Source organism: Bacteroidota bacterium, assembly GCA_016711505.1.
In the GTDB taxonomy this organism is placed as follows: Bacteria; Bacteroidota; Bacteroidia; order AKYH767-A; family 2013-40CM-41-45; genus JADKIH01.
Map to the genome: position 1 here is coordinate 548,467 of JADJSV010000017.1, position 23,756 is coordinate 572,222.

The following is a 23,756-nucleotide window of genomic DNA, read 5'->3' on the forward strand; positions in this document are numbered from 1 at the left end:
TTTTTCTTGTGAGGATCAACATAGCAGTAAAAATAATTTTTATATTTCTGAAAATTCTGCTCATTCCATGAAATGGCCGTTTTTCTTCTTTTTTATTCTATGGATACTTCGAACCGGGGCACAAGATGGTAATAAAACTTATGTAGACTCATTACTGAACAAACTACCAATACAAAAAGAAGATACAATAAAAGTTAAGACCCTCTTATATCTTTCCGAATATTTCTCTCTTATTGATCACACCAAAGGAATGAAGTATGCCGAAGATGCCGCTACTCTTTCTCAAAAAATTGAATGGCTAAAGGGAATCGTCCTGAGTAAAATCTCTATCGGACGTGTATATTGGAGAATGGGAAATTATAAAGCAGCCATTTCAATCCATAAGGGTGCTTTACAATTAGCAGAAAGGTCAGAATTTACAGAATTGATTCCGCAAATTATTATTTACGTAGGACAAGATCATGCAGATGGTGGTGAATTCCGCGAAGCTTTACAGCATTTTGAAAATGCAAAAGATCTTTTTAAAAAAGCCGGAAATCAAAGTCAGGTTGCAAATTGCTTATTGATGATATCCTGGGTTCATGATGGCCGCGGAAATTTTCCGGAATCTTCAAAGGCAAATATTGAGGCTTTGAAAATATATGAATCCTTGAATGACCATTATGGCATATCAGTAGCCTCTGCAAATCTGGCGATAGATAATATAAAGCTTGAAAAATATCCTGAAGCAGTCACTTATATAGAGAAGGCAAATAAAATTGTTATTGAAGAAGAAGATTATATAAACCTGGCATCTAACTATATAATCCTGTCTGACATACATATTAAAATGAAGGATCTCGATGCTGCATTAGAGGACGCAAAAAAAGCACTGGCAACAGGAAATAAAATATCTGATAGAATCACTATTGGAAATGCTTATAGTAAAATGGCAGAAATTTATTTTATGAAAAATGATTATGCAAATTCTGTTGTGCACTATGAAAAAGCAATTGGATTTTTAAAGCCTGTAAATGCTAATGTTCTGCTGACAAACAATTATAGTAATTTAGCATTGTCTTATCTCAGGTTAAATGAATCCCTGAAAGCAAAAACAGCACTTGATTCATCGGAGATCTATTTACAACTGACTGAAGGTTTACCATCAAAGGAAAAATTTTACAAAGGAAAACATCTTCTTGACAGCATTTCAGGAAACTGGAAAAATGCATACTCAAATTATCACGAGTTTGTAAATATCCGTGATAGCATCCATAATACTGACATAACAAAAAAGCTTGTGCAAAATCAAATGCAATATGAATTTGATAAAAAAGAAGCACTTGAAAATGCTGAACAGGAAAAGAAAGATCTCAGGCAAAGAAATATCCGGAATTCAATCACCGCCGGCTTTGCAGGGACAATTGTTTTTTTAGTAGTCGTTTATCGGCAGCGGAATAAAATTAATAAAGCCCGGAAACGCAGCGATGAACTACTGTTGAATATTCTACCTGAAGAAGTTGCTGATGAACTGAAACAAAAAGGGAGTGCAGAAGCCAGGCACTTCGATGAAGTCACAGTGATGTTCACCGACTTTAAAGGTTTTACAAGTTTGTCAGAAAAACTTACTCCTTCTGAACTGGTAAATGAAATTCATATTTGTTTTAAAGCTTTCGATGATATCATCAGTAAATATAATATCGAAAAAATAAAAACGATCGGTGACAGTTATATGTGCGCAGGTGGTCTGCCCATAACAAATTCTACGCATGCTATTGATGTTGTAAAAGCTGCGCTGGAAATCCGGCAATTCATGCAAAACCATATTGAAGACCGTAAAATGTCCGGTAAAGAAATTTTTGAAATACGCATTGGAATTCATACCGGACCTGTTGTAGCCGGAATTGTTGGAATCAAAAAATTTGCATACGACATCTGGGGCGATACGGTAAATATCGCTTCGCGAATGGAATCAAGCGGACAAGCAGGACAAGTGAATATCAGTGGCGCTACTTATGATAAAGTGAAAGACAATTTCTCCTGTCTCCATCGCGGAAAAATCAGTGCAAAAAATAAAGGAGACGTGGATATGTATTTTGTTGAAAGCTAAGAACCAGTAAAGGATTTGAAAATTCCTTTACAACTGAATTAACTTTCATTCATCATTGGACAACAATTTTTTTCACAATTTCTCTATCATTATATATCTTGAGAAAATAAATCCCTTTTGTTAAAAATTTCAATTGAATATTAACTGCTCCTGACTTATCGTTATTCTGCACTAAAACATTTTTTCCCACGATATCAAACAACTCAATTCTATTTATCATTTTATCAGCAGAAATAACATTCAGTTCACTACTCGCAGGATTCGGATAAATAAAAACATTGTCTGAATAAATCGTTTCTGTGATCTTCACAGGAAATGAAACATTCGTTGTAATTGTATTTGTAATTACCGGTTGATTAAAATCAAAATAGATCCGGGCAGTATTCCTGATCTGAGAGCCGACAGAAAGTCCGGGCTTCAATTTTATTTTATACTGTACATAGCCGTGACTGTTTGCTTCGTCATTTGTACTGTCAGGTAAATTGATCTCAACAAAATCAAATAGAATTTTATTTCCATTCAACTGAGTTGTCATGTTGTGACTGTTTGCAATCAATGTAAAAGTCGACAACTCCAGATTTGAATCCAATGTATCTACAATGTAAACATGTTGCGCCGGTGCAGTTCCTGTATTCTGAAAATGGATTGTATAAGTTAACCATTCCTGGTCAGCCGCAATATCTCCCTCTGGATTTACTTCTTTTGTATTCGGATCATAACTATTGCCAATGATAAAACAATTTTGAAAGACATTATTCAATGGATCATTATCGGAAAGCGGATTTACATTCACAGTAATGCAGACCGAATCTCCGAGTTGAGAAGTTGAATCTGCAAATAAAATAATTCTAAAATCAGTTGTGAAATTTACTGTTCCGAAATCACTAATAGTGTACGTCAACAGATTCCCGGTAACTACCGGATTCAGTGCTCCGGCTGCTGCTGAAAGAAATGATACAGGTCCGCTGATAGTTACTGAAACATCACCACTTACTCCCGTTGCACATCTTAGGCCATAGAAAGACGAAAGATCACCTGCTCCTATGTTCACATTTGCACTATCGCCCGGAAAAAAATTTCTCGAACGAAGAATGATACTATTTACTCCTACATCAAACCCCGGATTACAGTTGAAACCGAAATTCATATCTGAATCCATTGAGTCGGCAAGAGTGAGCATTGAAGAATGAAAACCTCCCGGTGGACAAGTAAGTTCAAAAGGCAATCCTATTGTATCAACAGTATAGGTATAGGATCCTGTATCTGCAGCAAATGCATATACTCCGCCGTCATTTGATAACGTTTGTTGTTCCAGAACAGAATTTCTGTATAGCTGAACTTTGATATTTTTCAATCCTGATTCATTTGTATCACTCACACAATCGCTGTTCAGATCAGAATATAATCTTCCATCAATATTCCAGAATGCAGTACACGAATTGATATTGAATGGTTGGCAAAGAGGATACGCATTCATTGGAGGATTACTTCCGCCAACAGAACCATAGTTGGGCAAACATTGAATACCGGTATTATAAAATATCAACGCATTGACTTTTTTAGTTCCGGCAAACAAGTCAGATTTGGATTATTATAAATATAAAGAGCGTTCATAGAATCAGGAAGTTCAGGTAGCGTAGTAATCAAATTACCCGGACACGAAAGATTCAAAAGCGATGGCGGAAAGGCAGGCAAAATTGTTATCTGATTTGAATCGCAAAAAATAGTTTGGAGAGCCTGATTAAATGCAGGCAAACCTGTTAGAAGATTTTTTGTACAATTTAAGTACAACAAAGAATCATTTAATACTGGTAACGATGTTATTAAATTTCTCTGACAGTCAATGACAATTAATGAGTCGTTCAATGCAGGTAATGAAGAAATCTGATTTTCATAACAAAAAATTCGTAGTAAAGAATTTGGCAAGGGAGGCAATGTTGTCAATTGATTTCTATTGCAAATTAATTGTTTCAATGAATCCGGTAAAGTCGGTAATGATGTGATCTGATTTTCTGAACAACTCAAATACTGCAGGGTTGTTGGTAAAGATGGCAATGATGTAAGCTGATTTTGTTCGCAATCAAGGTCAATTAAACCTGCCGGCAAATTTGGAATTGTTGTCAGATTATTAGCTCTGCATTGTAATGACGTTAATGTTGCAGGCAATGCAGGAATTGAGTTGAGTGGATTCCACGAAACGATCAAACTTTCAAGTGTTGCGGGAAGAACCGGAAGTGAACTTAAATTACAACCATAACAATCAAATTTAATAAGAGAAGATGGAAAGGAGTTAATCAAAGTAAGCGATGTATCAAAACTACACATAAGATATCCTAAAGAGTTAGGTAAAGGGGGTAAACTTGTAATCGGACAAGATCCACAATAAAGTTCAACTAAATCTGATGGCAATGCCGGTAAAGTAGTAAGTGGATTTCCTTCACAACGTAAACTACGAAGTGTAGCCGGTAAGGCTGGAAGAGAAGTCAGTTGGTTAATGCTTACAAATAAACTATTAAGAGAATCGGGCAAAGCCGGTAAAGAGGTTAATTGATTATCGACACAATACAAAGTACTTAATTGTGCCGGTAATCTGGGTAATGATGTGATCATACTTCCGGAGATACTCAAAGTTCTCAGACTATCAAAATATTGGATTCCTTCCAGACTAATGATATTTGTTGAACCACTTATACTCGTTGCCGATAAAACATCACTACAGGTTGTATCCATCTGATTACCGTTCATACATAGAGGGAAACGTAGTGTCAGGTAGTTCACAAAACTTGTATCCGGGATGGTAACCCATTGAGCGTTTGATTTAGAAACGATCATAAGTAAGAGAATGATCGAAAAGAGCTTTTTCATTTGCTGTAGTTTTACCTGATGTTTTATTTTTAGAGAGGCTTTAGAAAAATAAATTCCTGTATCAATGTAGGAAAAATTGAAAATTGGGAACAAAATTTTGGTGAATGTACTTTAATTTATTGTGAGACAGGTAAATGTGAATGCTGATTTAAAACAATTCCTATATTCACCTTGTGAAACTGTCTCTCACAAAAACCTTTTTTACTTTAATTACTGCCCTATTTTGTTTCTGTGCAAATGCTCAGATTGCAAATTCCGGTCGCGGCATGTATGTCAACCGCTTTTTCAGAACGGCTGTAAATTCTATTGGTGCACCGATTGTTGATCCGAATTATTCAATTTTAAGTATTGCTGCAAAAGAAGATTCATTATTGCAATTTGCAAAAGACAATCATATCACTTATCTCATCCTGTATGATCTCTATTACGTTTTTGGAAATGAAACATACGAAAACTATTTGTGTTCATTTATTGATAAAGCTAAATCGCAATTTTGCATAGAGAAAATAGGTGTGGCTTCTTCCTGCGCAAGTTTGTTCGATAATATTGAAATGATAAATGCGACTCCGCCTGCAAGTTTTTCGCTGCAACGACATGTGGAGCCCGCATTTCGTCAACAACTTGCAATTGCTTCTGAAGAATTTCAACCGGGCGACTCATTGTTCTATTTATCCGAAGCAACGAAATTCAACCTACGTGCTTCAACCTTTAACTCCGGTTGCAATTCAAAGATCGATGCTTTAGTTACAGAATATGAATTCTGGAACTCTACAGCAGATGATTGTGTTGGTGATACACCCAGCAAGGATGTAAAATTCCAACGCTATCAATCTCTCATAAATTATATTGACATCATCCGTGATAATTATAATGATGCTCAATCAGCACATCAGATCACAATTGAAAGTTATATCGGATATTTAAATCAGAATACATTATATACCGATCAACAAATAGCTGACTGGATCGATGGAAGTTATAATGGTAAAAAACGTATTGACCGGATACTTCCTCATTACTATACAACTGATGCTGCTAAAGCATATAGCAGAACCAGCGCTGGACAAAACATGTCAGGTTATTATTCTACGCGCTTTCTTGATCTTTGTCAACCATCAACTTCAAATAATACCAGCATCACTCCGATCTTCAGTACAGAAAGTACTTATTGGGGTGCCGGAGCTAGTTATCTTTCAACCTGGTTCAATCAGAGTCCGGGTAATAATCTTTTCACAGCAGAAAAAATATTTTACAATGACTGGTATGCAGATGCAAATACTTATTCGCCGGCTTTAGTTGGAAGTGCAACACTAGGTAATGAAATCGAACCGGGAAATGCGATCTGGTTTACATCAAATCAAATGCTCAATCATCTTAACCGGTCACTTTTATTTTCATCGAACAGTCCCGTTTGTGTGACCGCCGGACAAAACGGGTCATTCACTTTTCAATATCAGGGACCAATTGAACAAGGATTAAATTATCAATTTTATCTCACTACTTCCGGAACAACAACTGTTGTTTGCGGCTCTGCAAATTCTATTGCATGGCCGGCATACAATGGAAGTACACAATCTTCAATTGATCTTAATGCCGCTTTAGGAACATGTTCATTGCCATCCGGTGATTATGATGCACATCTTGTTCTCACTTTTGCTGCATGCAATATTTATGTTGCACCGATTCAGAAAGTAAGTATAACAAACACCGGAAAAATTGTTGCACGTACTGCTACAACTGCCTGTCAGGGAAATCCTGTTTATCTCACAGCAAGCACAACAGGAAGCGGAACGACAACCTACGCATGGTATGATGGGAACTCCGCTATTTCGGGCGCTACATCACAAAGCTATGTTGCAAATCCTGCATCGACAGGTGTACGAAATTATTCTTGCAAAATTACCAGTTCTGTCGGCGGATGTTCTGCCAACAGATCAAATATAATTCCTGTTACTATAAATGCTAATCCGGTTGCAACTATCACAGTGCAGAGTACATCAAGTTGTTCGTCCGTCATCAGAGCAAACCCATCAGGAGCTACTTATTCATGGCAAGATGGAACAACAACTCAAAATTATACTACTTCAAATAGCGGAGTATATTCTGTTGGTGTAACACTAAACGGATGTACATCAACAGCGAAATATTCTTATCAGAATGTCAGCATTCAAAATATTTCACAGACTAAATCATGCAGTGATACAAATACAGGATCATTGGTTGTAAATTTATACTGGGGAACTTTTCCATATTCGCTTTCCTGGTCTGGCCCGGTAAGTGGTAATCAGACAAATTTACAACCCGGACACACGACTATCAGCAATCTTCCTGCAGGAACATATACTGTTGTAGTTACAAGTTCGAATGGTTGTACAAAAACTCTTTTCCCAAATCCTGTCATCGAAGAATATCCGCAAATTACTTACACCACTAATGTGAGTCCAAGTACTTGTTCAGCAAGTTCAGATGGAATGATCTCTCTGACCAATGTTGCAGGTGGAATTGGTGGTACATATACATTCAACTGGCCATTCAATAATTCTACTCTTAATTCTATCAACAATATTCATTCAGGAAATTATTACGTTGATATCAGCGATGGAACATGTGTAGTCAGTGATACAATTCATGTCCCTGCAATGCAATCTACTGTTAACGTTGCATTAGGAATAAATCCCTCGACCGGAAATTTAATATGTGCAGGAACGAATGCAAGTTTCAATGCAGTCCCGGTTAATGGCGGACTAAATCCTTCTTACCAATGGAAGGTCAATGGAAATATTACAGGTGTAACTGACAGTACATTCAATACTGATCTACTTGAAGATGGCGACACTGTCAGTTGTACAATGATTGCCGATCAGGTTTGTGCTTCTTTAAATCCGGTGAGTGCTTCCACTACAATGCTTGTTGATATTTGTCCTGTCACAGTAAACTTAAATTTATTTCTGGAAGGATTTTATCTTGGCGCATCACAGATGCGTGCAGTTATCGACCCTGTAATATATCCGAATTTGTGCGACACAATTACAATAGAGTTACGTGATACAACAGGAGCGAAAAATCTCATTCATACATCAAAACAAATTTTAAATACTGATGGGACTTGCGTATATTCATTTATTCCATTAACAACAAGATCGTTTTACTATATCGTTATTAAACATAGAAACTCATTGGAGACATGGAGTGCGACTCCGGTATTCTTTTCCGGAATCAATGTGGAATATTCTTTTTCAAATTCAGCTACCAATGTGTTTCTTAATAACGTTTCAGATCTTGGTGACGGAAATTTTGGAATCATTAGTGGAGATGTTGATCAAAATGGTGTAATTGATCTTAACGATCATAACTCTGTCAATAATTCGGCAATGATTTTTCAAACCGGATATTACTCTGATGACCTCAATGGAGATGGATTGGTTGAGTCCGGAGATTTTTCCATCGGTGAAAACAATATTGGAAGAATCGTAGGGATGCCTTAATAAAATATTTCATTCAATAAAAAATGAGTTGCCTGACGAATCAAACAACTCATTATTTATAAATTTTAACCCGAATTATTATTATTCCATTCCTAATTCATCTGATTTAGTAGTCAAAGTTCCGGTAAACGAATAAGTCATATTCTTTCCGTTCTCTATTACTTTAACTGTTCCTGAAATCGAGTTTCCGGTAACTGTTCCCGACCATTCAAGTGTTGAATTTGAATCATCAGAATTTGCCTGAGTAGAAACTGATGAGTTTCCCGTTGTTCCTGTCGATGGAGTACCTGACATTCCAGTCGAATTTGAATTTCTTCCATTAGAAGAAGGTGCTGTTGTACCTGATGAACCCGCTGAATTAGTTTTTGAAGGTGAAGTTCCCAAAGTTCCCGGAGTACTTGAGTTTGTTCCGGTTGATGAACCTGATCTACCTGTAGAATTCATGTCATCAGAACTCGTCGATTTTGAACCTCCATCTACTGTATTTGTAGTGTTGGTAATATCTGAACCTTCTGAATTCGAAGTTCCTGAATTGTTTTTCATATTATCACCTGAATTACCGGAACCTTTTTTGCTGTCAGTATTACAATTAGATGTGAATGCAATCGCGTCTGAAGAAGCAGACGAAGTAGTTGTTGAATAACTACATTCCTTTACTTTCACCGGACCTGACATTGATGACTTCAACATACCGTTTTTGAATTTCAATGTTCCTGATTTAGCTGTTGCGTTTTTGTCAGTACCTGATTGCATCTGATTGCTTCCACTTGCTTTCTCCATAGAAGATCCATCCTGATTTTTCATCTCCCCTGATTGAGTACCAGAATTCATTCCTGATTTATCACCGGATTGAGGATTTATACTCTCACTTCCCGCTGTTGTCAAGGTAATTTTAAAGGATTTTCCGTCTAATGCTCCGTTTTTCCGTGACATATCACTTTTTGTATCCTGAGCCATTGAAATGGTTAAGATCAGCGTTGCCGGAATTAATAAAAATAATTTTTTCATGGCTTATTGTTTTTTTAATTTACAGATATCTATAAAATAATAATGCCAATGGAATTAATATCAAAAGATTTAACTCTTGAGGAAGCGATGTAACAACTTAGAAATAGAGGTATATTTTTACTCGCTTCATTTAAGACCCAATATTTGTTCAATCTTTTTCATCTATCAGTTTATCTGAAACAATGTCCCACACTTAATTCTCATTAATGATTTAGACTTTTGATTGTTGGTAGTATTCATTCGATTGCATGCTATTTTTTAGTTGTAGTGTTTCATCTTTGGTGATGGCCATTCTTGTTGGATGGGATTGTTTTTTCGATGGGCTGCGCCCGTCGTTGGTGAATATCGCGCCTTCAGCGCTTTTATTGGTAGGGGCTTGCCTTCTTGTTTGATGGGTGCAGTTCATCACGATGGGCTGCGCCCGTCGTTGGTGAATATTGCGCCTTCAGCGCTTTTATTGGTAGGGGCTTGCCTTCTTGTTTGATAGTTGCGGTTCATCATGATGAGCTGCGCCCGTCATTGGTGAATATTGCGCCTTCAGCGCTTTTATTGGTAGGGGCTTGCCTTCTTGTTTGATGGGTGCGGTTCATCACGATGGGCGGTGACCGTCGTTGGCGGATATCGCCCCTTCAGTGCTTTATGTTTTTTGAGCCCTGAAGGGGCGATTATTTGCATTGCATAGGGCGAAGCCCTATGAAAAGTATTGCAATTTTGTTAGCCCTGAAGGGGCGATATCCACCACCACAGGATGTAGCCCTGTATAGTATAGGAGCATCATAAAAAAATACATTCTTTCAATCCCACACATACCTTTCATCATACTCTACTCTATATTCTTTGAGTAGACCCCGGTATTCATCCTGAAAATTTTGTATGTCGTGATGACGATGTTGATTTGCTATGTAAGAAATAACAGAATCCACATTCTTCGGACTAACAGAAAATGCTCCATAGCCATCTTGCCAGTAGAAGGTTTTGTATGGATCACCTTTTGTTTTTATCCATTTGGATGAATGCGATTTAATTTCTTCCAATAATTTCATCAATGGAATTTTTTTCGATAGCATACATAATATGTGAACATGATCAGTATATCCGCCAATCTTTATTGTCTGACATTCTAAATTATTACAAATACCTCCCATGTAAGCATGTAATTCGCTTTCTATGTCCGGTAAAATTATAGGTTGCCGGTGCTTCGTACTAAAAACAATATGCATGTAATTTTTTACTAAAGACTGGCCCATGTGATTTTATGTTTGGTCTTTTCAAATATATAATTATTTTTTTATCGATGCATTGGATTGTGACGTCGGCGGTGTTATTGGGCTTCATTTTCGATGGGTGGTGAATGTCGGTGGTGTTATTGCCCGTCATGTTCGATGGGTGGTGAATGTCGGTGGTGTTATTGCCCGTCATTTTCGATGGGCGGTGAATGTCGGTGGTATTATTGCTCTTCATTTTCGATGGGCGGTGAATGTCGGTGGTATTATTGCTCTTCATTTTCGATGGGCGTTGCCCGTCGCTGGCGAATATCGCGCCTTCAGCGCTAGATGGTTTTTCTTTGAGCCCTGAAGGGGCGATATTCATCACCACAGGGTGAAGCCCTGTGTATAATAGAGAAAAAAAAAGGTGGATTGTAAATTATATTTATTCTCCTATAATAACCCTCACCACTTTTCCATAAATCTTTCCCGATATTTCATTTCCGCTATCATCATTGTTTTTGCAGATATAAAATCCTTTCACCAAATGTCTTTCTATTCAACTACAACAATTTTCCCGCTATAAATTGTTCCGATTTTTTTATCAGTCACTTTATAATAATAGATTCCGTTTGCAAACTTAATCTTTGCTAAATGGAAGTCTGCATTTATCTCTTTTGAAACAACTTGTTTTCCGGAAATATCATAAATGTTTAATTCATAGTCAGAATTATCTGGAACTTGAATAATTGAATTTTCTGAGATTGGATTAGGGAAAATCTGCAGGTTCGTTTCAGAGTCATAAATATCTATTTCTGTTGGTATCGAATTTACAAGTGTATTAAATGTTTCATTTGTACTTACAGGCAGATTAGAATCAAAATAGATGTGCGCCTTGTTTTTAACCAGTGTATTATTAGTAACTGTTGTCAATGGCAATATGGAATAAATTATCATCCCATGACTGTTTGGCTCATCGATATTGCTATCCGGTAACAAAATATTATTGAAGGTAAACCGCATTGCACGATTCGCTTCTCTCTGGACACTTACATTTGAGCTCGCATACAAAAGTTCAAACGTATTCAAATCAAGATCCCAATCCATTGTATCTCTGATCACAACATTATATGCTGTATCTGTTCCGCAATTCTGAAAGCGAATAAAATATTTGAGTTCAGAATTTAATTCGGTGTAATGAAAAACAGGATCAATTCCGGCCGGCTCTACCCTTTTATCATTCGGATCAAAAGAACAACGAACAATTTCATTAATTGTATCCGTTTGCACATAAACATTTCCATTAGAACCATTCAATGTATCATAAGCAATAAATCCGCTGGTATCTGCAGGAATTCCACCTAAGAAATTTATTTCCCCTTCAAGCGACTGAAATGGTTGTAGTGTGTAATTCCATTTCAAAGTATCTCCGGAAATGAAATCAGGCGTCGGTATTGCAGATGTATATATCAATGCGGAATCGCAAATAATTGTCACAGTCCCTGTCTGAATATTATTCGACAAACTAGTCGTATGCCAGAATGAATTAAACAATCTATTGCATCGGATAGGATCTGTATCAGAAATAAATCTATGAACCATTATTGTATCAGCAGGAGTATATAAACCAAAATCATTTCCACTAATATCATCCGGCGGAACTGTAATGGAATAAAATGTTGAAGGAGTAGTAAGAGTGAAGTTCGCCGGCACCACAATTGAATCCGTAAATGTTCCGGATCCCAGATGTCCACTATATTTACCCGTATAATCAGTCTGCAAAATAGTCCCGCCCGGATTAATATGTACAGACTGAAAAGCAATACCGTTCTCTAATGTATCACGACTTCCATTTTGGTTAGCATCAAAGTAAATATACCCTTCAAGCAACGTTTCCTCTATATAAAAAGTACTTGTTATACGATCATAAGTGTCAAACGTATTTCTAACATGAAGCGTATAATATCCGGGTGCTGCCGTCTGTGGAATACTGAATGTTGCATCAAGAGAATCTGCAAAACCCAGGTAAGGAACATGCGCGAACATGTTATAAGTTGTAGCATTGATCTGATATAACCCCTGAGTCATATAGATAAGATAACTACTCCCCATTCCGGAGCTGATCGTCAAAATTGCACCCGGTGCAGTTATTCTGGTCACAAGAGTTTCTCCTCTCCTCCCATGATTAGGGTTCTGAGAAATAGCAGAAAGAGAAATAAGCAACAAAAATAATAGTAGATAATTCTTCATATGATCCGGCTTTTGAGAGTAACATTGTAATGATACTTAAAATTCAATTCCCAATAACCTGGAATTATGCTGACAGGCATCAGTAATAGGTCAATGGATGATTCTGATGGATGGGAAGAAAGCTGCCTATAGGCCAGACGTCATTAGCACTTACCATTTTTACGTCGATGCGATTAGTTTGTATATAAATGAAATTTATTTCATCTTTAAATTTTTAATTACAAGCAAATCAATAAAACCAACGAATGACATCACTAACAAAAAACAGAATCGAATCTCTTGACCTTTTAAAAGGTATAGTGATGATAATTATGGCACTTGACCATACAAGAGACTATTTTAATGCATCTGCATTTTTGTTTAGTCCGTCAGACCCAACAAAATCAACTTTAGCAATATTTTTTACAAGATTTATAACTCACTTTTGTGCACCTACATTTTGTTTTCTTGCGGGAGTTTCTGCATTTATGGTTGGGAAAAGGAAATCGAAAAAAGACCTTTCATTATTTTTAATAAAGCGGGGGATTTGGCTGATATTTATTGAACTTACAGTGGTAACGTTTGGATGGCAATTTGATCTTCAATTTAGAATAAACGGAACTGCAGTTATTGCAATGTTGGGTTTAAGTATGATCATACTATCCGCTTTGATTTATCTTCCAAGAAACTTTTTAATTGCGTTTTGTTGCGTAATAATTTTTGGTCACAACCTGCTCGATAATATTTCAATTAGTAACAATTTTTTATGGGCGAGTATACACCAGCAGGAAATCATTTCTTATCCTGATGGGTTTAAATTTTACATTGATTATCCTATCATTCCATGGTTCGCTGTCATGGCTCTCGGCTACTGTTTTGGAACATTCTATGACAAATCTTTTGAAAGTAATAAACGAAAAAGGGTTTTCAGCACAATTGGATTATCGGCAGTAGTACTATTTTTTGTTTTGCGGGCAATTGATATTTACGGTGACAAAATTCATTGGACAAATTATGCAAATATTCAGATGACGATAATGTCGTTCTTTCAAATTTCAAAATATCCGCCATCCTTATTGTATCTGTTGATTACATTAGGTTTCATGCTTTTGTTTCTTGCCTATTCAGAAAATTTAAAAGGCAGAGTAGTTTCTTTTTGTACCACTTTCGGCAGAGTGCCATTCTTTTATTACATCATTCACCTTTATATTATCCATATGTTGGCTGCAATTTTTGCAAAACTCTCAGGCTACGGATGGAAATTATTGGTTTTACCTGATTGGATATTAGGATTACCAACTGTGAAAGGATATGGTTTCAGCCTGTCCGTAGTATATGTTGTATGGATCTGCGTAATTGGAATTACCTATCCGCTTTGTAAGTGGTACGACAGTTATAAAATGCGTCATCCGGAAAAAAAGTGGTTGAGTTATTTGTAAACATGTTTAAAATTAATCACATGAAAATATCAGTAGAAAGAAATTTTTAAGCCGATTAGGAATGGGTGTTGGTGGGACTTTTTTGGGTACAAGCTTAATAGCCGGTTTTAAAACTGCAGATAATGATGATTGTAAAATAACTCCTATACAGGAATTAGGACCTTATCCTGCAATTAAATATCGGACACAACCTGACTTACAATGTTGATTTGACAAAAATTGAAGGACATACAAGGATAGCCCAGGGACAAATTATTACAGTCTTCGGTAAAATTGCCAATAAAAGATGAATTTCAAGCATGGGCTTTTTATCGTTCATCCAACGCTTTATGAGGGATCAATCCGGTGCAATCGCAAATCTCAAATTGCATTTCGGTACCGGCTATGATATAATAAGAGGTATGAGACAAAGCAACCGCTACTATTTTAATTTGATACTTTTAAATTTCAAAATAGAATTAGAAAGAATAAGCCCGACACATCCTCGGGCTTATTACTATTTGAATTATTATTTCCGAATAATGATTGGTTTAGTAATCACGTCAAATTGCGAAACAATCTGTGCCAGATAAAATCCATTTCTAACTTCGTCGATACAAATATTATTTTCAAGTGATAATAGTCTTTCGTAGCGTAAAACTTTGCCACTCATATCTATTAATTTGAAAATTAAATTTCCATTCATTGATTCTTTTAATGTAATTGTCAAATTGTTGGTTGCCGGATTTGGGAAAATCAAGACGTTATCATTTATTCTATTTTGAAAAACCGTTGAAGATGTAAGATCGCTCAATCCTCTTTTCCATACCGAATGTGTTTCAGTTGCAGCAAAAACAGTGTCACCGATTATTAGCAGATCGTTGATCTTATATAAATAGCCGGGTCTGTCATAGCTAATCCAATTCATACCATTGTTAAAGCTTATGAACATATTTCCATAGTGATTATTAAAACTATTTATACTAATAACTATTGTATCGGATTTCGCCGCAATAGATTGTGCAGAGGGGTTAACAGGTAGTCCATTGTTTAATGTATTCCATGTATTCCCTGTATCAGAGCTTATATAAATTCCATTCTCTGTTGACGCTAACAAATCCGTACCTCTTATAATTATTTTTGTAATGTCAATCGCCGGAGCCATACCTGTATCAGACCTGCTCCAGGTTAATCCACCATCATCAGATTTAAATAAACCTTGTCGGAAACTCGCGCCAAAATAATAACCTCCAAATGAAATGATAGACTTTAAACTATTTTGGAATCCCGGGAAGCTTGTCCAAGTTGCCCCATTATCCGATGACCTTATCATACCTGCATAATTACCGGCAAATACAAGTGAGTCAACAGTAGATACATCGATCACTATAGTGCTATCCATTATGCTATGCAATACCTGCCATGATGCTCCTGAATCACTGCTTTGAAATATTCCCCGATCACTATTTGTTCCGGCATACATAAATTCACTGTTCGCAGCAATTGATCTTACAAACAAACTTGCATATGCAGGGATGTTAAGTCCGCTTCCGGATGGTAACCATGTATTTCCATTATCTGTACTCTTATGAATTCCATTTGGACCAACATCCCCACAGTAAATTGCGTTGTTATATTTCAAAAAACAATAAACACGAACGTTGGCCAATCCAATATTCATTTCCCGCCAGGTTCCTCCGTAATCTGAACTCTTGTAAATGCTGGCTCCCATTGAACTCATGACGTATATATCACTTCCGGAATTTGTTAATCCCGATAGAAAATATTCCGTTGGAATTTCATATGAACAGGAAGTCCACGTTACTCCATCATCAAGACTTCTATAGATATAGTTTTTAAGTCTGGTTCCGGAGGTATCTCTGAGAATAGTTAATAGGGTGTCACCGAACGAAACAATATCAGCAGGAAGGAAATTAAAAATTGTCGCTGAAGAATCCCATGTTTCAGCTTTGTCTGATGATTTAAAAAGTTTCTTGTCATATGTCGTAACTAAAAATTCATTGTCTCTCACTACAAATCCTGTAACGTTGCGGGGAAATTTATTTTGCCACCATAAAGTATTTACCTGCTTATAAATACCTTCGGATGAAGAAGCATATAATGTATCATCCACAACAAATAATTTATTAAATACCTCATTTGGTCCCAGGCCAAGGCCGCCTGTAACAAATGTATTTCCTCTGTCAAGTGATTTATCAATGCCGCCTTCATAGGCTATGTATAAAACTCCTTTTACTGAAAAAAGCGTTAAATAATTTCTGAAATATGATGTTCTTGTCCACACCGATCCAATTTTTCTGTATAAATTTCCCTGATGTGTTGATGCAAAAACTGTATCTCCAATTGCACATACGCTATTAATAGTTCCGGAAAATCCTGATGTATCAGCAATCCAGGTCTCTCCATGGTCTATGCTCATAAATAAAGTTGACACTGTAGGATAACCCCCGCTTATTATATAGGCACCATTGCCCGCATAAATTGTATCGCCCACAATTGACAGTCCGGTACAGCTACCTCCACCCGGCCCTGAAGTTTGCATCCATTCAGCTTTTGCAATTCCTGATAAAAACAGAAACGAGGATATAATAATAAGTGAAAAACGATTGATGGAAATTTTGTAAAACATTTTGTTTGGGATAAATTTAATACAAGATAACAAAATAAACTTTATAATTTTCCCTTTCGATAAATCCCTCAACTCTATCTGCAATTCCGACGCTCCGATATTTAAATATTCTTCATTATGAACTGCATTTACCAATAGCAACATTTTCATTGCACAACCAATTTCTTCATGAAGTTCCCTTCTTCCGAATGAATCGTAATAAAGTAGAGCCCTGTCGAAAGATCTTCTGAGGTTAATTCAATTGTATTGTTTCCTGAAAAGCTTTGTGAGAATACACAATTACCTGTTAGCTCAAATATCTTAAAACACCGTCAACGACATTTCGTCCGTTGAAAAAGAACCAACATCTCATACTTCTGTTCTGCTACAAAATAAATTGTCACACACCATCTTTCGAAAACTAATTAGTCTAATACTATCAGCCTCCTGATTTGAATCTCATTTCCTACAGAAAGTTTTATAAAATAAACTCCTGAACAATCGAAATCTTTTGTGTCGATATAAGTAGTAAAATATAAAAGCTCGGCGCATTACCGGGCTTATTATCCCCAAATGGCCATGCATTTATTTCTCCTGCAATTTATTGTTTAATTAAGTTCTTTCTTTTGATATTTTTTCCTGAAATCAGTTGAACGATATGAACTCCATTTGACAATTCTGAAATATCAATTGCTGTTTTCTGTTGTTCAATATTTATTGAGTATTCCAATTCTCCCAATAGATTAAATATTTTCAGTTCGGAATGAAGGAAATTTTCAGACATTGAAAAAGTAAAGGAGTTAAAAATTGGATTCGGATAAAAAGTAAAGTCAAATTTGTCAACCGGTTCATTTATTGAAGTAATTAAAAAGCATTGTGTTGTGTCAATTGGCATGAAAGAAATTAGTGCCAAACCAATATTATCATATCCATCATAAATATGGCTTGCTATAGTCGCAGAGTCTGTGCTACACCAATAATTATTGGGAATAGTCATGTTATACAATGATACATCATAATATAAATCGTATTGTATATTATTACAAATCCTGTTGCAATAAATTTCATCAATTTTCCAATGCAACTTTATTCCAATATTATTATTTTCAAAAACGTTATTTGTAATAATGTTAGGTCCGTCAGTAGAACCGCATTCCAATCCTATACCATTGGAAACTATTTCACAGTTGAAAATGGAATCATTATCATAAGTCCAAATGCCATTGACACTGTTCGAATCAATGATACAATTTTTTATTATCCCTCTTACAGGAATACGAAGGCCTGTTTGATTATTTGAAATGATACTATGATCAATTCGGATATCCGACTGATATTTTATTCCATAATTGTTATTTGTGAAAACTGAAGAATCAACATCGCAATAATTAAAATAATCATCTGAAAATAATCCCGCATAATTATACTCGAATTTCGAATTTTTAATAGTGGTCGATTTGGTATGGAGACATTGTTAAGCGCGTACGTTCCATATCGAAAATTACAATAAGCAAATTGAGAGGGAAGACTTAAATGTAAATAAATTTTATCCCAACTGCTTACTGCGGGCGAGGGAGAATTGCTTGTAAATTTAACATTTGGGAATACCACAGTTGTATCAACTACTATATATGGGCTATTTGCCAAAGTCCAGGTAGTATTGGTGTAAATTCCGCCACTAACATTCGTTTGTGAAAAAACGAACAGGGACTGAGCACATGTAATGATAATCGCTACTAAAGTTTTAATAATTGATTTTTTCATTTTAAATATTTTTTATTGTTTTTTTTATTTTACCCAAATATATTTTAATGATCCTAAAGCCCTCGCTCTACTATTTCTTTTTATGATCTTTCCAAACATTGTTCAACACAAAAGCATTTGACGTAAATATATAAATTATTATCAAAACTTACTGAACACTACATGGTAAAGTATTGGCTTGTCTTTCTAAAAGTTCGACAAATCTAAATGATTCCGTTATTTCCCTTATAATTTTCAAATTTTTGATCCAACAAATTTCTGAACTAACAGTTACTTCTTCAGAATCCTTAGGACACACACAAAAATAACGCTAAAGATCGCCGGTCACATTTCATTCTTCAAAAATTTCAACATACAACTACTTTCACTAAATTTTCCCTATGCGAAAAAAAAAGGTTACAACTTAATCTTAATATTTATCGAAAATAAAACATACATTTATCTCTCAATACTCCATAGGCTTGAAATTCTATGAGATTAACCTAAAATATAAAATTTGAAAAATATTTTCGTAAACCTTTAAAACTGATGAGAAAAACTCTACCCTTACTACTCATTTGCATATTTATCTTCAATTATTCCAGAAGCCAGTCACTTACATCACTTGGCGGTGGAATGACCATGCATGGAAATGTTAGAGTTATGCAATACGATTCGCTTTATAACTTACTTTATATAGGCGGCGATTTTAGATCTGTTGATGGAGTACATGCAAATAATATTGCTTGTTGGGATGGCACAACCTGGTTCACCATGAACGGCGGAATAAATGGCACAGTGCGTTCGATGAAATTAGTCGGTCATGATCTCTATGTCGGAGGTTACTTTCAGACTGCCGGCGGAGTATCAGTAAGTAATATTGCTAAATGGAATCGAACTTCATGGTTCTCTCCCGGATCGGGCTTACCATATATTATTAATAATCTTGAATTATTTCAGGGCGTTGTTTACGCCACAGGGTATTTACAAAACGGTTCAATAACTTCCATTTCTGCATATAATGGAACAACATGGAATCAGGGCTTTTCAAGTTTTGATGGTGGAAATATAAATGGAATGCTAGCAACCGACAGTGCACTTTTAATTTATGGAAACTTTAATAAACTGAATGGTGATACTGCATATAGACTTGTAAGCTTCAATGGAACTAATTTTTATACATATCCTTCAAGGTTCTACGGTGTATATTCTCTCGCTTTAAAAGATTCATCAATTTACGTGGCCGGTAATAGTAATTACATTACAAACCATCCTACAATTTGGAAGAATGGAGTATGGCAAACCGATTCAACAAAATATATGGACCGCCATACCGAAAAATTATTTACATATAACGACACTTTATATTCTGTCTTAGATGTAGGAGGTATCGGTAGTTATCTCCATATAAAACCCGTGACTAGCGACTCAATCGGAAGTATATTTGCGAAATTCAAGTACGCAACTCAATATTATCAACGTATTTATTCTGTTGTATCATGTGGTCAGAAACTTTTTTTAGGAAGTGATTTGACACATTTTAATGATACACTTTCTATGGGAGTTTTTTATAAGAATGGATCATCATGGGCTACTATTGGCAAAAATTCTTTTCTCAATGAAAGTCAAACGTACAGTTATGCTTTTACAACATGCATGATCAAGGACAGTACAAATGGAGACCTTATTGCAGGAGGACAATTCTTTTTTGCAGGTGAAAAATACTCGCCATATGTAGCCAGATGGGATGGAAGTTCATGGCATGTAATGGGACAAGGATTAGACAAACGGGTCGTTAAGCTGATACATTTTCAAAATGAAATTTATGCAGTGGGTTATTTTCTTAATTCAGGTCCAACGAGATTAAACGGCATTGCGAAATGGAATGGAACTGACTGGTTACCCCTTGGAACAGGCGCCAATTCTTTTATCCGCGATGCTTGTATTTTCAGAAATGAGTTATACGTTGGTGGAGATTTTGATACTATCAATGGAATAAGAGCACCCTACTGCGCAAAATTTGATGGAACAAATTGGTATCCTGTCGGATCAAACGCACTCGATGCAACTGTATCTTCGCTTGTAGTTTATAATGACACTCTTATTGCCGGAGCAGATGATCATTTTTTTGTTGGAACCTCATCACTTTCAAAATTTGCACATATTAGTGGATCATTATGGACATCGACCGGATTTCCTAATCCTACACTTTATGATCCGGTCACATCAATGCTGGTTTTTAATGGAGAATTATTTGCTTGCATTTCCGGTTACACATCAAGCGCTACCTCTTCGAAAATATTCAAATTCAGTGGATCTACATGGAGTTCGATTGGAACTATAGGTGCAAATTTCTTAACTCTTTTTGGACAATTATATGATTTTCACGGTCAGCTTGCAGTTTCATCAATCAATGAAGGTCTTTTTATATATGATGGTGTAAGCTTTAATAAATATTCAACCCTGGGAACATTGTGTATTCTCAATGATTCAACAAACGTTGATTATATAGGAGGAATTATTCATGATGTCTATCACGGAAATACTGTGAGAGAGATAAATTCCATCGGGAAACTTGAATTTACTCTACCACAGGTAACTTTATCTATGAATGAAGACACGATTTGTGAAAGGCAATATGAATTTTATCATGCTGTATCGAATGATATTTTTGTAAACCTTCATTGGCATTTTCCAGGAGGAATGCCGGATACATTATATAACTCCTGGGATCCTATTATACAATATGTGAATCCGGGAAATTATCAAGCGTATCTTGTTGCTACAAATCTAATAGGGACTGATACAATTTTCTTTTCTTCTGACCTTACTGTATTACCATGTCTCGTAGGAACAGAAGAAAATTTAAGTTCTCAATTAATGGTCTACCCGAATCCAACATCGTCATATATAAAAATTAATCACGCAGATAAAATAGACCGTATTGAACTTACAGATCTAACAGGTAAAATTTTATTGAGTATGAAGTATAACATTGACACAGGACTCGACCTCACAGATTTTCCTGCCGGGGTATACTTACTTAAATGCAGAGGAAATGATTTTTTCCCTACTTATAAAATTTTCAAACAATGAAGAAGATCGTTTTCATTCTCCTTTTTATATCTCATTTGTACATCAAGGCGCAAAAAAATGATAATGTATGGATTCTTGGATACCATTTTTGCGGAGGCTGTCCAGTTTCTGCACTGGACTTTACCTATGGTTTACCTGATACAGTAGGGATTTACAGCGGAGCTGACGGTTTCGCAACTTCATCAATGATTAGTGATTCAACAGGATTATTTCAATTTAATACAAATGGTATTTATGTTTGTAATAAGTACGGGCAGGTAATTCCGGGCAGTATTGATTTCAATCTGGATGCCGGTGTAACATCAAATGGCTGGACATATTATATGCCCTACTACCAATGTGCTATAACAGTTCCATTTCCGGATCATCCAAATCAATATTATATTTTTCATTTGTCAGGAAGAAGTTGGGGAATTTTACTCAACCTTGTCGAATGGCTTACAGTACTATCGACATGAGTGCGAATGCCGGTTACGGACAGATGATTCTTAAAAATCAGACTGCTATCGATGACACTTTGCTCTATTCAACAATGCAGGCAGTAAAGCATGGAAATGGGCGTGATTGGTGGATTGTAGCACACGAATGGAATAATTCAGGAATGTATGCAGCATTGCTTACGCCGGACAGTGTTACCACCATTGTTCGATCAACCACCGGACCCGAAATAAAAAGAGGAATTTCAGTCGGGCAAAGTCAGTTTTCACCCGAAGGGAGTAAATATGCAATTGCCTCAAGAGATTCATCGTTACTGCTAATTTACAATTTCGACAGATGCACCGGAGAATTTATTTTTAATACAGTAATACGACATGTCTACAGCACAAACGGTTTTAATTTTGTTTCATGTGTATTCAGCCCCAACGGTAAATATTTATATGCAAGCGATCACATCAATGTATATCAATTCAACACAGACACCATTGACATAGCGGCCTCTGAAAAGATAGTTGGAACTCTCGTTTCTGGCTCTTCATACTTTTTCAAATTTTGTAATGCTCCCGATGGAAAAATATATCAATGCTCTTGGGGTAGCGACAATCACCTTAGTGTCATCAATGACCCCAATCAACCCGATACCAGTTGCCACTTCGGAGAGAGACAGCTCAAAGTTATGTATATGGAAAATAACCTCCCTGATTTTCCCAACTTCAAGCTAGGCCCAATTCCAGGCTGCGATTCACTGACAAATTATGTCGACCAAATTAATTTATCTGATGAGAATGTTTTAGTTTACCCCAACCCATCAACAGGCATTTTCAAGTTTACAACTCCGGAAAAAATCAAGAAGATACTGATCATGAGTAGCGATTTGAAACTTATAAAAACTATTACAGAAAACAATTATGTTGATCTAAAAAACACAGCTGAAGGTTTGTATTTCTATATCGTTGCCACCGAAGATAAATTATATAAAGGGAAACTAATTAAACTAAAAGAATAGTAGTTTTCTGCCGGTTAAATGTTAATCAGGTCACAATTTTAATTCCGAAGTATTTACTCACAATAATATATAAATTTTAAAATACCACCCGTCGAAAGAACGCACCATAAAAATGACTACTTGTTTTCATATCTCCAAACCTTAGCGACCCCATTGTACGAGTACATAAATAATGTGTCACCATTAAAACTAATTTCATTCTCATTTTTCGTCCGGATACTGAATTTCCAGTGTATCTGCATTCAGCCAATACCTAAATGATCTCAGGTCTTCCACATAAAATATAGAATCGAGGTCAATTCAAAAGGTTGCGTTTTGCACGAAACGCCGGCGGATCGGTATATTTCAAAGTGATTTTAAGCTGAAGGATTTTGTTCATATTCGTTTTACATTTATCCATGCAATAATAAACAATCAAAGATTAAATTAAGCAATATATTCCAAAATAGAACCGACAACGGTAGTATTCACTTTTCTACTTCGGTGTCCCAATCCCTTCCATTGACACTATTGAAATAAGCAATTTCTTTCTAATTTAGGTATTT

The 23,756-nt window shown here is 35.9% G+C and carries 16 protein-coding genes; 7 read left to right on the forward strand and 9 right to left on the reverse strand.

Annotated features, from left to right (window positions below; translation table 11 throughout):
* The first annotated feature begins 67 nt into the window (after positions 1-67).
* Positions 68-2,089, forward strand: a complete 2,022-nt coding sequence (locus IPL24_15965) for a tetratricopeptide repeat protein (GenBank protein ID MBK8365099.1) — start codon at positions 68-70, stop codon at positions 2,087-2,089.
* Between the two features lie 52 nt (positions 2,090-2,141).
* Here IPL24_15965 and IPL24_15970 read toward each other — a convergent pair whose 3' ends face one another.
* Together IPL24_15970 and IPL24_15975 are read right to left on the reverse strand one after the other, a co-directional pair.
* Positions 2,142-3,665 carry a T9SS type A sorting domain-containing protein gene (locus IPL24_15970; protein ID MBK8365100.1) on the reverse strand — a complete coding sequence of 508 codons (1,524 nt, stop codon included), beginning with the start codon at positions 3,663-3,665 and terminating at the stop codon, positions 2,142-2,144.
* Complete coding sequence (locus tag IPL24_15975; protein MBK8365101.1) at positions 3,632-4,954, reverse strand: hypothetical protein; 1,323 nt, start codon at positions 4,952-4,954, stop codon at positions 3,632-3,634. The genes IPL24_15970 and IPL24_15975 overlap by 34 nt, the downstream gene beginning before the upstream one ends.
* A 173-nt stretch (positions 4,955-5,127) precedes the next feature.
* Between IPL24_15975 and IPL24_15980 the strand changes: the two genes are divergently transcribed.
* Entirely contained in the window at positions 5,128-8,439 is a 3,312-nt protein-coding gene (locus IPL24_15980; GenBank protein MBK8365102.1) for a hypothetical protein, read from the forward strand.
* 81 nt (positions 8,440-8,520) lie between these two features.
* Here the strand turns inward: IPL24_15980 and IPL24_15985 are convergent, their stop codons facing one another.
* Positions 8,521-9,447, reverse strand: a complete 927-nt coding sequence (locus tag IPL24_15985) for a hypothetical protein (protein MBK8365103.1) — start codon at positions 9,445-9,447, stop codon at positions 8,521-8,523.
* 794 nt (positions 9,448-10,241) lie between these two features.
* Positions 10,242-10,694: an IS200/IS605 family transposase gene (gene tnpA / locus IPL24_15990; GenBank protein MBK8365104.1), complete on the reverse strand. Its 453-nt coding sequence runs from the start codon at positions 10,692-10,694 to the stop codon at positions 10,242-10,244.
* Positions 10,695-10,746: 52 nt separating this feature from the next.
* Here tnpA and IPL24_15995 point away from each other — a divergent pair, with 52 nt between their 5' ends.
* Positions 10,747-11,022, forward strand: a complete 276-nt coding sequence (locus IPL24_15995) for a hypothetical protein (GenBank protein ID MBK8365105.1) — start codon at positions 10,747-10,749, stop codon at positions 11,020-11,022.
* Between the two features lie 185 nt (positions 11,023-11,207).
* On the opposite strand, the gene IPL24_16000 is transcribed toward IPL24_15995, so the two are convergent.
* Positions 11,208-12,902: a T9SS type A sorting domain-containing protein gene (locus IPL24_16000; GenBank protein MBK8365106.1), complete on the reverse strand. Its 1,695-nt coding sequence runs from the start codon at positions 12,900-12,902 to the stop codon at positions 11,208-11,210.
* A gap of 245 nt (positions 12,903-13,147) precedes the next feature.
* On the opposite strand from IPL24_16000, the gene IPL24_16005 reads away from it, so the two are divergent.
* Positions 13,148-14,320 (forward strand): DUF1624 domain-containing protein, encoded by a 1,173-nt coding sequence (locus IPL24_16005; protein MBK8365107.1) that lies wholly within the window; start codon positions 13,148-13,150, stop codon positions 14,318-14,320.
* Between the two features lie 508 nt (positions 14,321-14,828).
* On the opposite strand, the gene IPL24_16010 is transcribed toward IPL24_16005, so the two are convergent.
* From IPL24_16010 to IPL24_16025, 4 genes are all read right to left on the reverse strand, one after another.
* Positions 14,829-16,949 (reverse strand): T9SS type A sorting domain-containing protein, encoded by a 2,121-nt coding sequence (locus tag IPL24_16010; protein ID MBK8365108.1) that lies wholly within the window; start codon positions 16,947-16,949, stop codon positions 14,829-14,831.
* Positions 16,950-17,095: 146 nt separating this feature from the next.
* Positions 17,096-17,248, reverse strand: coding sequence for a T9SS type A sorting domain-containing protein (locus IPL24_16015; GenBank protein ID MBK8365109.1), 153 nt, complete (start codon positions 17,246-17,248; stop codon positions 17,096-17,098).
* 105 nt (positions 17,249-17,353) lie between these two features.
* Positions 17,354-17,449, reverse strand: coding sequence for a hypothetical protein (locus IPL24_16020; GenBank protein MBK8365110.1), 96 nt, complete (start codon positions 17,447-17,449; stop codon positions 17,354-17,356).
* Between the two features lie 80 nt (positions 17,450-17,529).
* Positions 17,530-18,087 (reverse strand): T9SS type A sorting domain-containing protein, encoded by a 558-nt coding sequence (locus tag IPL24_16025; protein MBK8365111.1) that lies wholly within the window; start codon positions 18,085-18,087, stop codon positions 17,530-17,532.
* 1,133 nt (positions 18,088-19,220) lie between these two features.
* On the opposite strand from IPL24_16025, the gene IPL24_16030 reads away from it, so the two are divergent.
* The 3 genes from IPL24_16030 to IPL24_16040 are packed head-to-tail and all read left to right on the forward strand — an operon-like array spanning position 19,221 to position 23,211.
* Positions 19,221-21,767 (forward strand): T9SS type A sorting domain-containing protein, encoded by a 2,547-nt coding sequence (locus IPL24_16030; GenBank protein ID MBK8365112.1) that lies wholly within the window; start codon positions 19,221-19,223, stop codon positions 21,765-21,767.
* A complete protein-coding gene (locus IPL24_16035; protein MBK8365113.1) occupies positions 21,764-22,225 on the forward strand; it encodes a hypothetical protein in 462 nt (153 codons plus the stop codon). Before IPL24_16030 ends, IPL24_16035 begins: the two co-directional genes overlap by 4 nt.
* The gene (locus IPL24_16040; protein MBK8365114.1) at positions 22,201-23,211 is read left to right on the forward strand and encodes a T9SS type A sorting domain-containing protein; all 1,011 of its coding nucleotides are present in this window, start codon (positions 22,201-22,203) and stop codon (positions 23,209-23,211) included. Before IPL24_16035 ends, IPL24_16040 begins: the two co-directional genes overlap by 25 nt.
* Positions 23,212-23,756 lie beyond the last annotated feature (545 nt).

Bases quoted from the DNA above. Each gene is read 5' to 3' on its own strand.
- IPL24_15965 (MBK8365099.1), top strand. From the start codon at position 68: ATGAAATGGCCGTTTTTCTTCTTTTTTATTCTATGGATACTTCGAACC.
- IPL24_16010 (MBK8365108.1), bottom strand. From the start codon at position 16,949: ATGTTTTACAAAATTTCCATCAATCGTTTTTCACTTATTATTATATCC.
- IPL24_16040 (MBK8365114.1), top strand. From the start codon at position 22,201: ATGGCTTACAGTACTATCGACATGAGTGCGAATGCCGGTTACGGACAG.
- IPL24_16005 (MBK8365107.1), top strand. From the start codon at position 13,148: ATGACATCACTAACAAAAAACAGAATCGAATCTCTTGACCTTTTAAAA.
- IPL24_15975 (MBK8365101.1), bottom strand. From the start codon at position 4,954: ATGAAAAAGCTCTTTTCGATCATTCTCTTACTTATGATCGTTTCTAAA.
- IPL24_15985 (MBK8365103.1), bottom strand. From the start codon at position 9,447: ATGAAAAAATTATTTTTATTAATTCCGGCAACGCTGATCTTAACCATT.
- IPL24_16000 (MBK8365106.1), bottom strand. From the start codon at position 12,902: ATGAAGAATTATCTACTATTATTTTTGTTGCTTATTTCTCTTTCTGCT.
- IPL24_16030 (MBK8365112.1), top strand. From the start codon at position 19,221: ATGAGAAAAACTCTACCCTTACTACTCATTTGCATATTTATCTTCAAT.
- tnpA (MBK8365104.1), bottom strand. From the start codon at position 10,694: ATGGGCCAGTCTTTAGTAAAAAATTACATGCATATTGTTTTTAGTACG.
- IPL24_16035 (MBK8365113.1), top strand. From the start codon at position 21,764: ATGAAGAAGATCGTTTTCATTCTCCTTTTTATATCTCATTTGTACATC.